Source organism: Streptomyces sp. SM18, assembly GCF_002910775.2.
Taxonomy (GTDB): domain Bacteria; phylum Actinomycetota; class Actinomycetes; order Streptomycetales; family Streptomycetaceae; genus Streptomyces; species Streptomyces halstedii.
Genome location: NZ_CP029342.1, coordinates 5,771,333 through 5,783,714, shown reverse-complemented (window position 1 = coordinate 5,783,714; position 12,382 = coordinate 5,771,333). Strand labels below are relative to the sequence as shown.

At 73.6% G+C, this 12,382-nt stretch carries 10 protein-coding genes and 2 riboswitches; of the genes, 6 read left to right on the top strand and 4 right to left on the bottom strand.

Going from position 1 to position 12,382, the window contains the following annotated elements:
* The first annotated feature begins 93 nt into the window (after positions 1 to 93).
* Positions 94 to 169, top strand: a riboswitch (cobalamin riboswitch).
* A 117-nt stretch (positions 170 to 286) separates the two neighbouring features.
* From B9S64_RS25920 to B9S64_RS25910, 3 genes are all read left to right on the top strand, one after another.
* The gene (locus B9S64_RS25920) at positions 287 to 1,699 is read left to right on the top strand and encodes a hypothetical protein (RefSeq protein WP_103490694.1); all 1,413 of its coding nucleotides are present in this window, start codon (positions 287 to 289) and stop codon (positions 1,697 to 1,699) included.
* Positions 1,700 to 1,966: 267 nt separating this feature from the next.
* A riboswitch (cobalamin riboswitch) is annotated at positions 1,967 to 2,183 on the top strand.
* A 161-nt stretch (positions 2,184 to 2,344) separates the two neighbouring features.
* Complete coding sequence (gene metE / locus B9S64_RS25915; RefSeq protein WP_103490695.1) at positions 2,345 to 4,657, top strand: 5-methyltetrahydropteroyltriglutamate--homocysteine S-methyltransferase; 2,313 nt, start codon at positions 2,345 to 2,347, stop codon at positions 4,655 to 4,657.
* Between the two features lie 119 nt (positions 4,658 to 4,776).
* Complete coding sequence (locus B9S64_RS25910) at positions 4,777 to 5,175, top strand: molybdopterin-binding protein (RefSeq protein ID WP_028441029.1); 399 nt, start codon at positions 4,777 to 4,779, stop codon at positions 5,173 to 5,175.
* Positions 5,176 to 5,283: 108 nt separating this feature from the next.
* Here B9S64_RS25910 and B9S64_RS25905 read toward each other — a convergent pair whose 3' ends face one another.
* Positions 5,284 to 5,775, bottom strand: a complete 492-nt coding sequence (locus B9S64_RS25905; RefSeq protein ID WP_103490696.1) for a molybdopterin-dependent oxidoreductase — start codon at positions 5,773 to 5,775, stop codon at positions 5,284 to 5,286.
* Between the two features lie 367 nt (positions 5,776 to 6,142).
* Here B9S64_RS25905 and modA point away from each other — a divergent pair, with 367 nt between their 5' ends.
* Genes modA through B9S64_RS25885 form a run of 3 tightly spaced genes read left to right on the top strand, consistent with a single transcriptional unit; the run spans position 6,143 to position 8,921 of the window.
* Positions 6,143 to 6,970: a molybdate ABC transporter substrate-binding protein gene (gene modA, locus B9S64_RS25895; protein ID WP_103490698.1), complete on the top strand. Its 828-nt coding sequence runs from the start codon at positions 6,143 to 6,145 to the stop codon at positions 6,968 to 6,970.
* Positions 6,967 to 7,830: an ABC transporter permease gene (locus B9S64_RS25890; protein WP_109492125.1), complete on the top strand. Its 864-nt coding sequence runs from the start codon at positions 6,967 to 6,969 to the stop codon at positions 7,828 to 7,830. The genes modA and B9S64_RS25890 overlap by 4 nt, the downstream gene beginning before the upstream one ends.
* Positions 7,827 to 8,921: an ABC transporter ATP-binding protein gene (locus B9S64_RS25885; protein WP_181012217.1), complete on the top strand. Its 1,095-nt coding sequence runs from the start codon at positions 7,827 to 7,829 to the stop codon at positions 8,919 to 8,921. Before B9S64_RS25890 ends, B9S64_RS25885 begins: the two co-directional genes overlap by 4 nt.
* A 39-nt stretch (positions 8,922 to 8,960) precedes the next feature.
* Here the strand turns inward: B9S64_RS25885 and B9S64_RS25880 are convergent, their stop codons facing one another.
* Genes B9S64_RS25880 through B9S64_RS25870 form a run of 3 tightly spaced genes read right to left on the bottom strand, consistent with a single transcriptional unit; the run spans position 8,961 to position 12,376 of the window.
* Positions 8,961 to 10,934: an anthranilate synthase family protein gene (locus B9S64_RS25880; protein ID WP_103490338.1), complete on the bottom strand. Its 1,974-nt coding sequence runs from the start codon at positions 10,932 to 10,934 to the stop codon at positions 8,961 to 8,963.
* Positions 10,931 to 11,581: an isochorismatase family protein gene (locus B9S64_RS25875; RefSeq protein ID WP_308460747.1), complete on the bottom strand. Its 651-nt coding sequence runs from the start codon at positions 11,579 to 11,581 to the stop codon at positions 10,931 to 10,933. The genes B9S64_RS25880 and B9S64_RS25875 overlap by 4 nt, the downstream gene beginning before the upstream one ends.
* A 24-nt stretch (positions 11,582 to 11,605) precedes the next feature.
* Positions 11,606 to 12,376: a 2,3-dihydro-2,3-dihydroxybenzoate dehydrogenase gene (locus tag B9S64_RS25870; protein ID WP_103490339.1), complete on the bottom strand. Its 771-nt coding sequence runs from the start codon at positions 12,374 to 12,376 to the stop codon at positions 11,606 to 11,608.
* Positions 12,377 to 12,382: the final 6 nt, after the last annotated feature.

The following is a 12,382-nucleotide window of genomic DNA, read 5'->3' as shown; positions in this document are numbered from 1 at the left end:
GCCGTCAAGGTGCCCTCCCCGGCGGGCGCGGGCGGTCCGCGGGCCTTCTGGCGGGACTCGTACCCCTCGGGTAGCGTCCTGGGCTGCCACACGGGGGAACCTGGTGGGAGACCAGGGCTGACGCGCAGCGGTATGGCACGACGGGACGTCGTGCCGAGCCCGAATGCCCGTGCGGCGACGCACCACAGGAAGCCGGTCCACGCGTTCGGGCGGCGGCCCAGCCCGCTGCTCCCGCACTCCCGAGGACACGGGTCCGGTCGGCGCCTCCTCATCCAAGGAGCAGGCCATGCCCCGTCTTTCGTCCTCCCGCCGTCCGGTGTTCGTCGCCGCCACGGCCCTCGGCGCCTTCTGTCTGACCGTCGTGCCCGCGGCCGCCACCGCGACGCCCGCGCAGATCGCCACCTCGAAGACCAACGGTGTCGCATACCTCACATCCCTCCAGGCCGCCGACGGTTCGTACGCCGGCCCGGGGCTCTCCAACGAGTGGGCGTTCAGCGCCTTCGCGGCGGCGGGCACGGCCGCCGTGGACGTCACCCCGGGAGGGGACACCACGAAGAACGCGAGAACCGTCTACCGCGCGCTGCTGTCCACGGCGAACTGGCCGTCCGCGACCCCGGTGGTCACCGACTACGAGCGGGCGGCCCTCAACGCCTACGCCGCCGGTATCGACCCGGCCCGTGTCTCCGCCTCCCGCAACCTGGTCGCCGACATCTACGGCTACTGGCAGAACGCCGAGCCCGGCTACTTCGGGCCGTCCGCCAACTTCAACGGCACCGTCTTCGCCGCACTCGCCCTCGGCGGCGCCGCCACCCAGGCCGGGGCCCCACGCGTCCCGCAGGCCCTGCTCGACCGGCTGGTCACCCGTATCCGGGCCAACCAGCACGACGACGGCGGCTGGAACTACGGCAAGGCCGAGGGCGATCCGGGGCAGCTCGGCACCACCAGCGACATCGACATGACCGGTGCGGCGATGGCCGCGCTGTGCGTCTCCGGCGTCCCGCACACCGACAGCGGCATCACCCGGGCCAAGGCGTTCCTGAAGAGCAAGCTGGTACCGGGCAGCGGTGCCTTCAACGCCATGTTCGGCGTCAACACCGACTCCAACGGCTGGGCGGTCTCCGGTCTGAACGCCTGCGGCATCGACCCGCAGACCGGCGACTTCCTCACGTCGGCCGGCAAGACACCCGTCGACTTCCTGATATCCCAGCAGTTCAACCCGGGCGGCGGCTTCAAGTACCAGCCCTCCGACACCACGCCCTCCGCCTACGCCTCCGTCGACGGGCTGCGTGCCGTGGCGGGCGGCGGCTTCACCGCCGCTCCCCCGGTGCCGGCCACCGCCGGCGCCCCCCGCTGGGTGGCCCAGGGATCCTTCACCTCCGGTACGGCCGCGAAGCTGGCCCTCACCGTCGACGACGGCGCCGGCGGTCTGAAGGTGTGCTCCGTCTCGTTCACGCCGACGGGGACCACGACCACGCTGGGCGCGGTGCTCGACGCGGCGACCGGCTCCGCCACCCCGTCCGGCTGTGTCTCGTCGGTGACCCCGTCGTCCGGGACGGGCACCGTCACCGCGCTCAACGGCAAGGCCAACAGCTCTGCGGGGAGTTGGAAGGCCAGTGCCGACGGTGCGGCCTTCACGACCGCCACCCGGGGCACGGTCGTCCATGCGGGCGACACCCTGGCCCTGCGCTGGGGCGCCTGACCGGCGTCCGGCCGCGCCACCGGGGAAACCCCGTGAGCGGTGGCGGCCGGGTCCCGCAGACGGGGCCCGGCCGCCACCGGTATTCCGTCCCGCCGCACGCGTCCCCCACCGGACGCGGACGTCCCGCGACACGCCGAGCGCCGTCACGGGAGACGGCCCCGCGACCGGCGCGCCGCGCCGCAGGACGCGGGTGCCGGCGCGCCCGTCGCCGTCTCATATTCCGGTCCGGCATGTGAACACCGGCACCCGGTTCGTGATCCGCCCTCTAGGCTGACCGGTGCAGCTGGTTCGCCCTGTCCGCCAGACAGACGCGTCGTAAGAGGGAACCCGGTGGGAATCCGGGACTGCCCCGCAGCGGTGAGTGGGAACGACCGCCGTCATACGCACTGGGTCCGCACGGACCTGGGAAGCGACGGCCAGTAGGTGTCTGCCCCGGCAGACGTGCCCACGAGTCCGAAGACCTGCCCGTTGCCCGTACGCGAACGATCGCGTACGGACATCCCGGTGACCTCGTGGGCGGGTCGGCGTACATACCAGACGGAACCTGCCGCACAAGGCGAGCGAGCGTTCCGTCCGGTTCGTCACCCTTCGCGCCCGTGTCCCGTCTCCGGGATCTCAAGGAGTCATCTCGCGAAGGAGATTTCCGTGACAGCACAGCCCGCAGCCGCGGCAGCGCGCGCCACCGTGTACGGCTACCCCCGCCAAGGCCCCGACCGGGAGCTGAAGAAGGCCGTCGAAGGCTACTGGAAGGGCCGGGTCACCGCCGACGCCCTCCGGGAGACCGCGGCGGAGCTCCGCCGGGCCAACTGGCGGCAGCTCGCCGACGCCGGTGTCCACGAGGTGCCGACCGGCGACTTCTCGTACTACGACCATGTGCTGGACACCAGCGTCATGGTCGGCGCGATCCCCGGGCGGCACCGGGCGGCCGTCGGCGCCGACGCCCTCGACGGCTACTTCGCGATGGCCCGGGGCACCCAGGACGTGGCCCCCCTGGAGATGACCAAGTGGTTCGACACCAACTACCACTACCTGGTGCCCGAGCTGGGTCCGGACACCGTCTTCACGGCCGACTCCTCCAAGCAGGTCACCGAGCTGAAGGAAGCCCTCGCGCTCGGCCTCTCGGCCCGTCCCGTGCTGGTCGGCCCCGTCACCTACCTCCTGCTGGCCAAGCCCGCCCCGGGTGTGGCCGCCGACTTCGAGCCGCTGACCCTCCTGGACCGGCTGCTGCCCGTCTACGCCGAGGTGCTGGCCGACCTGCGGGCCGCCGGCGCCGAGTGGGTCCAGCTCGACGAGCCCGCCCTCGTCCAGGACCGCACCCCGGCCGAGCTGAACGCCGCCGGCCGCGCCTACAGCGACCTGGGCGGCCTCACCGACCGCCCCCAGCTGCTCGTCGCCTCCTACTTCGACCGGCTCGGTGACGCCCTGCCCGTCCTGGCGAAGGCGCCCGTCGAGGGTCTCGCCCTCGACTTCACCGACTCCGCCGCGGCCAACCTCGACGCGCTGGCCGCCGTCGGCGGACTGCCCGGCAAGCGCCTGGTCGCCGGGGTCGTCAACGGCCGCAACATCTGGATCAACGATCTGGAGAAGTCCCTGTCCACCCTGGGGACGCTCCTCGGCCTGGCCGGCCAGGTGGACGTGGCCGCCTCCTGCTCCCTGCTGCACGTCCCGCTCGACGCGGCGGCGGAGCGGGACATCGACCCGCAGATCCTTCGCTGGCTCGCCTTCGCCCGGCAGAAGACCGCCGAGATCGTCACCCTCGCCAGGGGCCTCTCCGAGGGCACCGGCGCCGTCGCCGCCGAACTCGCCGCCAACCGGGCCGACCTGGCCTCCCGCGCCCGGTCCCCGATCACCCGCGACCCCGCCGTACGGGAGCGGGCCGCCGCCGTCACCGACGCGGACGGCCGCCGCTCCCAGCCGTACGCCGAGCGCACCGCCGCCCAGCGCGCCCACCTCGGCCTGCCGCTGCTGCCGACGACCACCATCGGCTCGTTCCCGCAGACCACCGAACTGCGCACCGCCCGCGCCGACCTGCGCGCCGGCCGGATCGACACCGCCGGGTACGAGCAGCGCATCGAGAACGAGATCCGCGACGTCCTCGCCTTCCAGGAGAAGGCCGGTATCGACGTCCTGGTGCACGGCGAGCCCGAACGCAACGACATGGTGCAGTACTTCGCCGAGCAGCTGACGGGCTACCTCGCCACCCAGCACGGCTGGGTCCAGTCCTACGGCACCCGCTACGTCCGCCCGCCGGTCCTCGCCGGTGACATCTCCCGGCCGCACCCGATGACGGTGCGCTGGACCGCGTACGCCAACTCCCTCACCGAACGGCCGGTCAAGGGCATGCTGACCGGCCCGGTCACCATGCTCGCCTGGTCCTTCGTCCGCGACGACCAGCCCCTCGGCGACACCGCCCGCCAGGTGGCCCTGGCCCTGCGCGACGAGGTCGGTGACCTGGAGGCGGCCGGGACGTCGGTCATCCAGGTGGACGAGCCCGCCCTGCGCGAGACGCTGCCCCTGCGCGCCGCCGACCGCCCCGCCTACCTGGACTGGGCCACCGAGGCGTTCCGTCTCACCACCGCCGGGGTGCGGCCGGACACCCAGATCCACACGCACATGTGCTACGCCGAGTTCGGGGACATCGTCCAGGCCATCGACGACCTCGACGCCGACGTCATCAGCCTGGAGGCCGCCCGCTCGCACATGCAGGTCGCCCGCGAACTGGCCGCCCACGGCTACCCGCGTGAGGCCGGCCCCGGCGTCTACGACATCCACTCCCCCCGCGTCCCGAGCACCGAGGAGGCGGCCGCCCTGCTCCGGAAGGGACTTGAGGCCATCCCGGCCGAACGCCTCTGGGTCAACCCGGACTGCGGCCTGAAGACCCGCGCCTGGCCCGAGACCCGCGCCTCCCTGGAGAACCTGGTCGCCGCCGCCCGCACCGTACGGGCGGAACTCGCCTAGACGGGAAGGGGCGGGGAGGCCACCACGGCCTCCCCGCCCCGGCCTTTCCCCCGGTCACACGCCTGTACGGCCGTGGCCGACCGGCACGTGGGACCGTCCGGTGGCCTATCTTGACCCGCATGACGTCATACACGATCGGCCAGGCGGCACGGCTGCTCGGCGTGAGTCCGGACACCGCGCGACGGTGGGCGGACGCGGGCAGGGTAGCGACCCATCGCGACGAGGGCGGGCGCCGGCTCGTGGACGGCAAGGACCTGGCCGCCTTCTCCGTCGAACTCGCCCAGGGCGGGCACGGACAGCCCGACGTCCCCTCCTCCACGTCGGTACGCAACGCCTTCCCCGGCATCGTCACCGCCGTCCAGCTCGGTGACGTGGCCGCCCAGGTGGAGATCCAGGCCGGACCGCACCGGCTGGTGTCGCTGCTCACCCGCGAGGCGGTGGAGGAACTGGGGCTGGAGGTCGGCATGGAGGCCACCGCCCGGGTGAAGTCGACGAACGTGCACGTCGACCGGGTGTGACGGGCGGCCGGCCCGCGCGGCCCGGTCAACCGGGCGGCCGGGCGTGCGGGGACGGTGGACCGGGCGCCGACGGACGCCCCGCTCACCGGAAGCCGACGGCCACCCCGCTCACCCGGCGCCGCTCCCCGCGAGGTAGCCGCCGTCCACCCGCACCGCGTCGATGCCGCTGACGTACCGCGCGCCGCAGCGGTCCTGCGGCAGGACCAGCTGGGCGCCCGCCCCGTCGAGCGGGGCGCCGTCGAGGGTGACCGCGAGCAGGACGGGTGCCCGGCCGAAGTCCGGATCGATCTCCGCCCAGGACAGCAGGGCGTGATGGCCGTCCGTGCCGTGTACGGCGATCAGGAAACGCAGGCGGTCCCTGCGACGGGCCGGATCGAAGCGGGGGCCCGCGGCCGACAGCACCTCGTGCAGAAGCGGCCCGGTGAAGCTGTGGTACCGGGTGCCGCTGGTGGCGCAGTCGAAGCTGACCCGCGCCCGGTGCTGGGGCCAGGCGAGCAGCTGGGAGACCGTCAGACGGGCCGGACGTGCCAGGTCACCGGTGAGGGCGAGCTCCGCCACGGGTCCTGCTGCCGCGCCGACGGCGGTGAGGGACCGGCTCACGGGCTACCACCTCCCGCATGACCGTACCCGCCCGGCACGCCCGTATAAACGCACATACAAGCCCTTTGAATGTGTGCCCAGGCTCATGCAATGTGACAGGAGACTTACACCTCGCATATGCGGAAGTATGATCGGCGCATGAACACCTACCGGACCGGCGGTGTGGGCGCCGTACCCGGCGTCGGCGCCGAGGCCGGTGGGTACCGGGTCGACGGCGGGAATCCCGCCGCGGAACGCGACGCGCAGGCCGCCGGGCCGTCCCGGGGCCGGCCCTCGCGGCCCACGTCACGTCGGCCCACGGGGTCGTCGGGAGACCACCGATGAGCGTTCGCGGACAACCGCGAGAAGCAGAGGGAGTAGATCCTTGATGACCCGTTCCGTGCGCCGGACCCGCCGGACCACGCAGGCCGCCGCCGTGGGCGCGGCCGCGCTGCTGGCCCTGAGCGCCTGCTCCTCCGACGACTCCTCGTCGTCCGGCTCCGACTCCTCCGCGCCGGCGTCCTCCTCCTCCCCGAAGCTCTCCGGCACGGTGACCGTCTTCGCCGCCGCCTCGCTGAAGGAGAGCTTCACGACGCTGGGCGAGCAGTTCGAGAAGGAGCACCCGGGCACGAAGGTCACCTTCAGCTTCGGCGGCAGCGACTCCCTCGCCGCGAGCATCACCGGTGGCGCCCCGGCGGACCTGTTCGCCGCGGCGAGCCCCAAGACCATGAAGATCGTCACCGACGCGGGGAACACCTCCGCGGCCCCGGAGACCTTCGTCCGCAACCAGTTGGAGATCGCCACCCTGCCGGGCAACCCGGACAAGATCTCCTCCCTGAAGGACCTCACCAAGTCGGACCTGAAGGTCGTGCTGTGCGCCGAGGAGGTGCCGTGCGGTTCGGCCGCGCGGAAGGCACTGGACGCCAGCGGCCTCAAGCTGACCCCGGTCTCCTTCGAGCAGGACGTCAAGAGCGCCCTGACGAAGGTGGAGCTGAAGGAGGCGGACGCCGCCGTCGTCTACAAGACCGATGTGAAGGCCGCGGGCGACAAGGTGGAGGGCGTCGACTTCCCCGAGTCCGCCGACGCCGTCAACGACTACCCGATCGCCCTCCTCAAGGACGCGCCCAACGCCGGGGCGGCCAAGGCGTTCATCGAGCTGGTGCGGTCCGACCAGGGCCAGCGGGTCCTGACCGGGGCCGGGTTCCTGAAGCCGTGACCTCCCCGCACGACGAGCCCGCCGCCGTCGCCGCGCCCCCGGCCGGGGAGCCGCGGCGCCGGCGGGTCCGGCCGGGCTCCCGCCGGGGCGTACCGCTGCCACTGCTCCTGCCCGCGCTGCTGGGGCTGGCGTTCCTGGTGCTGCCGCTGATCGCCCTGCTGATCCGGACCCCCTGGCACAGCCTCCCCGACCAGCTGACCAGCCCCGGTGTGTGGCAGGCCCTCCGGCTCTCCCTGGTCTGCGCGACGGCGGCCACCGCCGTGAGCCTGGTGATCGGGGTCCCGCTGGCCTGGCTGCTGGCCCGGGTCGAGTTCCCCGGCCGGGGCCTCGTCCGGGCCCTGGTGACCCTCCCCCTCGTGCTGCCCCCCGTGGTGGGCGGTGTGGCGCTGCTGATGGCGCTCGGCCGCAACGGCGTCGTCGGGCAGTATCTGGACTCCTGGTTCGGGATCACGCTGCCGTTCACCACGGTGGGTGTGGTGCTGGCCGAGGCGTTCGTGGCGATGCCGTTCCTGGTGATCAGCGTTGAGGGCACCCTGCGGGCCGCCGATCCGCGGTACGAGGAGGCGGCCACCACCCTGGGGGCCTCCCGCTTCACCGCGTTCCGCCGGGTCACGCTGCCGCTCATCGCCCCCGGTATCGCCGCGGGCGCCGTCCTGGCCTGGGCGCGGGCGCTCGGCGAGTTCGGGGCGACGATCACGTTCGCCGGGAACTTCCCGGGCCGGACGCAGACCATGCCGCTCGCCGTCTACCTCGCCCTGCAGAGCGACCCGGCCGCCGCGATCGCGCTCAGCCTGGTGCTGCTGGTCGTGTCCGTCGCGGTCCTGGCCGGGCTGCGCGACCGATGGATGACCGCCTCATGACCGACTTCGGGAAGACCGCGCGCCGGACGGCCGGCGCACCGGAACCGGGCGCGGAGGGGCTGGACGCCCGGCTGGTCGTCGACCGCGGCGCCTTCCGTCTCGACGTGGCGCTGAAGGCCGCGCCCGGGGACGTCGTCGCCCTGCTCGGCCCCAACGGCGCGGGGAAGACCACCGCCCTGCGCGCGCTGGCCGGCCTCGTCCCGCTCACCGGCGGCCATCTACGCCTGGACGGCGCCGCGTTGGAACGCACCCCGCCCGAGTCCCGCCCGGTCGGCGTGGTCTTCCAGGACTATCTGCTCTTCCCGCACCTGAGCGCCCTGGACAACGTGGCCTTCGGACCCCGCTGTCAGGGCACGGGCAAGGCGGCGGCCCGCGCCCAGGCGGCCGAGTGGCTGGACCGCATGGGCCTGGCCGGCCACGCCGCCGCCAAGCCGCGGAAGCTCTCCGGCGGGCAGGCCCAGCGCGTCGCCCTGGCCCGCGCCCTGGCCACCCGTCCCCGGCTCCTGCTGCTGGACGAGCCGCTGGCCGCCCTCGACGCCCGTACCCGTCTCGATGTGCGCTCCCAGCTCCGCCGGCATCTGGCCGACTTCCAGGCCGTCGCCGTCCTGGTCACCCACGACCCCCTCGACGCGATGGTCCTGGCCGACCACCTCGTCGTGGTGGAGGACGGCCGGACCGTACAGGAGGGCGCCCCGGGCGACATCGCCCGCCGTCCGCGTACCGACTACATCGCCCATCTGGTCGGCCTGAACCTCTTCAAGGGGCGGTCCGACGGCCGTACGGTGCGGGTCGGGGACGGGCCGGTGGTCACGACCACCCAGGATCTGACGGGGCCGGTCTTCGTCGCGTTCCCGCCGAGCGCCGTGACCCTGCACCGCGAGCCGCCCACGGCCTCCAGCGCCCGCAACCTGTGGCGGTGCGAGGTCGCCGGTCTGGAGACCCACGGCGACCGGATCCGTGCCGACCTGACCGGTGAACTCCCCCTCGCCGCCGACCTGACGACGGTGGCCGCGGCCGAACTCGACCTGCACCCCGGGGCGACGGTGTGGGCGGCGGTCAAGGCGGTCCAGACGCACGCGTACCCGGCCTGACCCGGCCGGGCCGGCGCCACCGCCGAGGGCCCGGGACGCTCACGCGCCCCGGGCCTTCGGCGGGAAGCCGTCCCGCACCGTGCCGAGCAGGAGGTCGCGCAGGAGGGCGGTCCCGTTGCGCGTCAGGACGGACGCCGGGTGGAACTGCACGGAGGCGTAGCCGGGGCCGCGCAGCGCGTGCACCTCGCCGCTGCCCGGATCGTGGCAGACCCGGACCGCGCCGCCCCGGTACGGGCAGGTCAGCGGGGCACCGGGCGAGCGCGCGGCGAACGTGTTGTAGAAGCCGACGAGTTCCGGCCGCCCGAAGAGGTCGATCTTCCGCTGGGAGCCCTGGTTGGGCTCCGGTCTGCGCACCAGGTCCAGTCCCAGCAGCGAGCTGAGCACCTGGTGGCCCAGGCACACCGCGAGGAACGGCGTCCGGGAGCGCAGCAGGCGCCCGGTGAGGTCCCTCAGGTGGGCGATCTTGGGGTCGGTGTGCCGGGCCGGGTCCCCGGGGCCGGGTCCCACGATCACGAAGTCCTGGCCGTCGAGCGTGTACGGCTCGTCGAAGCGGCGCACCGTCACGTCCAGGCCCAGTGCGGCGAGGCAGTGCCGGGCCATGGAGGTGAAGGTGTCCTCGCCGTCCACGACGAGCAGCCGCCGCCCGGCCAGCCGGTCCACGGGCTCGCCCCGGTCGTCGGGGTCCGCCAGCCAGAAGTCGGCCAGGGTGGCGTTGCGGTTCGCCAGCGCGGCCCGCACGTCCGGGTGGTCCCGCAGTCCCGGTCCGCGCGCCGGGGCCCCGGTGCCGTGCCCCGCCGTGGGCCCGGTGTCGGGTGCGGCGCGCAGGGCGGAGAGCAGTCCGGCGGCCTTCGCGTGGGTCTCGGCCACCTCGGCCCGTGGGGAGGAGTGCCGGACGAGGGTGGCGCCGACGCCGAGGGAGAGGCTCCCCGTCCGGTCGATGTCGGCGGTGCGGATGAGGATCGAGGAGTCCAGGACGGTGCCGCCGCCGTCGTCCCGGCCGATGAGGGCGGCCACCCCGCTGTAGTAGCCGCGGCCCTGGGGTTCGTACGTGCCGATGACCCGGCAGGCGCTCTCCAGCGGGCTCCCGGTCACGGTCGGCGCGAACATCGTCTCGCGGAGGATGTCGCGCACGCCCCGGCGGCTGGATCCCTCGATGACGTACTCGGTGTGTGCGAGGCGCTCCATCTCCTTGAGGTAGGGGCCGCGGACCCGGCCCCCGCGGTCGCACACCCGGCCCATCATCTTCAGTTCCTCGTCGAGGACCATGAAGAGTTCGTCCGACTCCTTGGTGTCCCGGAGGAAGTCCATCACCCCCTCGGGGTCGGCGCCGCTCTCCGGATAGCGGTAGGTGCCGCTGATCGGGTTCATCGTCACGGCCCCGCCGTCCAGCGCCACGTGCTGTTCCGGGGTGGCGCCGACGAGGCAGCGGTCGCCCGTGTGGATCAGGAACGTCCAGTAGGCGCCGGGCTCCCGCAGCAGGAGGCGCCGGAAGAACGCCAGGGCCGCGGCCACGCCCCAGTCCGCCAGGTCCGCCCGGTAGGTGCGCCGGAAGACGAAGTTGGCGCCGGTCCCCCGGCCGATCTCGTCCCGGATGATCCGGGCCGCCGTACGGGCGTACGCGTCGTCGTCGAGGTCGAAGCCGTGCTCCTCCATCCGGAGCGGCAGGTCCGGGACGTGCCGGAGGAACTCCCGCCGGGACAGAAGGCGTTGCTCCTCGATCGTCAGGGCGAGCAGGGGGGTGCCGTCGTCCGGGCAGGTGTAGCCGCGTTCGGCCAGCAGCCGGTAGGGCAGGACGGCGAGGACGTCGTGCCGGGAGGTGCCGGGGCCCTGCGCCAGGGGCAGTCCGGCGAGCGAACCGGGCCGCGAGAGCGTGCCCGTCATCAGTTCCAGCCGGTCGGGCCCGGTGGTCCGCGGCCGGTGCACCAGGGCGAACGGCGGCGGTCCGCCGTCCAGGATCCGCCGCAGCAGCGGGTCCGGTCCGCCCGCGAACGCCTCGGGGGCACCGGGGTTCATGTGCCGCTCGCCTCCTCCAGCTGCCGCAGCACGGTCTGTGTGGTCACGGCCATGCCGCACCGGGTGGCGACGTACTCCAGGGTCATACGGTGGCCGTCCGGGGTGAAGTCGGCGACGGCGTCCCCCACGACGAACGTCCGGATGTCGTGGGCGCAGGCCTCACCGGTCGTCATGAGGATGCCGACGTGGGCGTACACACCGCACACGATGAGCTGGTCCCGCCCGGTGTCCCGGAGCAGTTCCAGCAGGCCCGTACGGAAGAAGGCGCTCGGCCGCCACTTGGTGAACACCGTGTCGTCGGGGCCCGGCGCGAGTTCGTCCACGACGGCGCGGTCGCGGGGTCCGGCGGACATGCCCGGCCCCCAGAAGTCCTTGAGCAAGCCGCGCTGTTCCTCGGTCATGTCGCCCGGCTGGGCGGTGTAGGCGACGGGGACGCCCAGCCGGGCGCAGGTCTGCCGGAGCCGGACGGCGTTGCCGAGCAGTGCGTCCACGGGCGACGCGCCCGCGGGGAACGGCCGCAGGAAGTAGTACTGCATGTCGTGCACCAGCAGGACCGCGCGCGACGGATCCACGGACCACGAGGCCGTGTTGGCCGGCAGATCGCCCTGGGTGGGCATCGGGTACGGCTCGATCGTGGGGATGGCCACAACCGGCTCCTTTCCGGGGCGGGCTCACGCGCCGAGCGCGGCCCCGCCGTCGACGGTGAGGTGGTGCATGGTGATGTGCGAGGCCTGGTCGGACAGCAGGAACAGCACGGCGTCGGCGACGTCCTTCGGGCGGGCCAGTTTCGCCAGCGGGATGCCGACGCGGTACGCCTCCGGGACGCCCGTGATCGAGGCGTCGGCGGCGGACGCGTCGTCCCACAGCGCGGTGAGCATGGGGGTGTCGGTCGAGCCGGGGGCGACCACGTTGCAGCGGATGCCGTACGCGGCGTTCTCCAGCCCGAGGCACTTGGTGAACATGGACGCCGCGGCCTTCGACGCCGCGTACGCGGCCATCTCGGTGCGGGCGGTGCCGGCGGCGTTGGAGGCGATGGTGACCAGGGCACCGCGCCGCCGCGTCCGCATCCGGCGTACGACGGCGCGGGACACGTGGAACACCCCGGTGGTGTTGACGGCGAATATCGCCTCCCAGTCCTCGTCCGCGAACCCGTGCACGGGTCCGGTGCGCAGCACCCCGGCGGCGTTGACGAGCCGGTCGACCGGGCCGAGGCGTTCCTCGACGGCCCCGATCACCGCCTCGACCTCCTCGCCGGAGGTGACGTCGGCCGGGAAGGCGGTCGCCCGGTGCCCGGCCGAGGTCAGCTCCTTGGCCACCACCGCCAGCCGGCCGGCGTCCCGGTCCAGCAGGGCGACCGACGCCCCGCGTACGGCGAGCGCCTCGGCCACCGCCGCGCCGATGCCTCCCGCCGCACCGGTCACCACCGCGATCGTGTCCTTCATGGGAAG

Coding starts and splice junctions, on each gene's coding strand:
- B9S64_RS25920 (WP_103490694.1), top strand. CDS start 287: ATGCCCCGTCTTTCGTCCTCCCGCCGTCCGGTGTTCGTCGCCGCCACG.
- B9S64_RS25910 (WP_028441029.1), top strand. CDS start 4,777: ATGACGTCATACACGATCGGCCAGGCGGCACGGCTGCTCGGCGTGAGT.
- modA (WP_103490698.1), top strand. CDS start 6,143: ATGACCCGTTCCGTGCGCCGGACCCGCCGGACCACGCAGGCCGCCGCC.
- B9S64_RS25885 (WP_181012217.1), top strand. CDS start 7,827: ATGACCGACTTCGGGAAGACCGCGCGCCGGACGGCCGGCGCACCGGAA.
- B9S64_RS25880 (WP_103490338.1), bottom strand. CDS start 10,934: ATGAACCCCGGTGCCCCCGAGGCGTTCGCGGGCGGACCGGACCCGCTG.
- B9S64_RS25870 (WP_103490339.1), bottom strand. CDS start 12,376: ATGAAGGACACGATCGCGGTGGTGACCGGTGCGGCGGGAGGCATCGGC.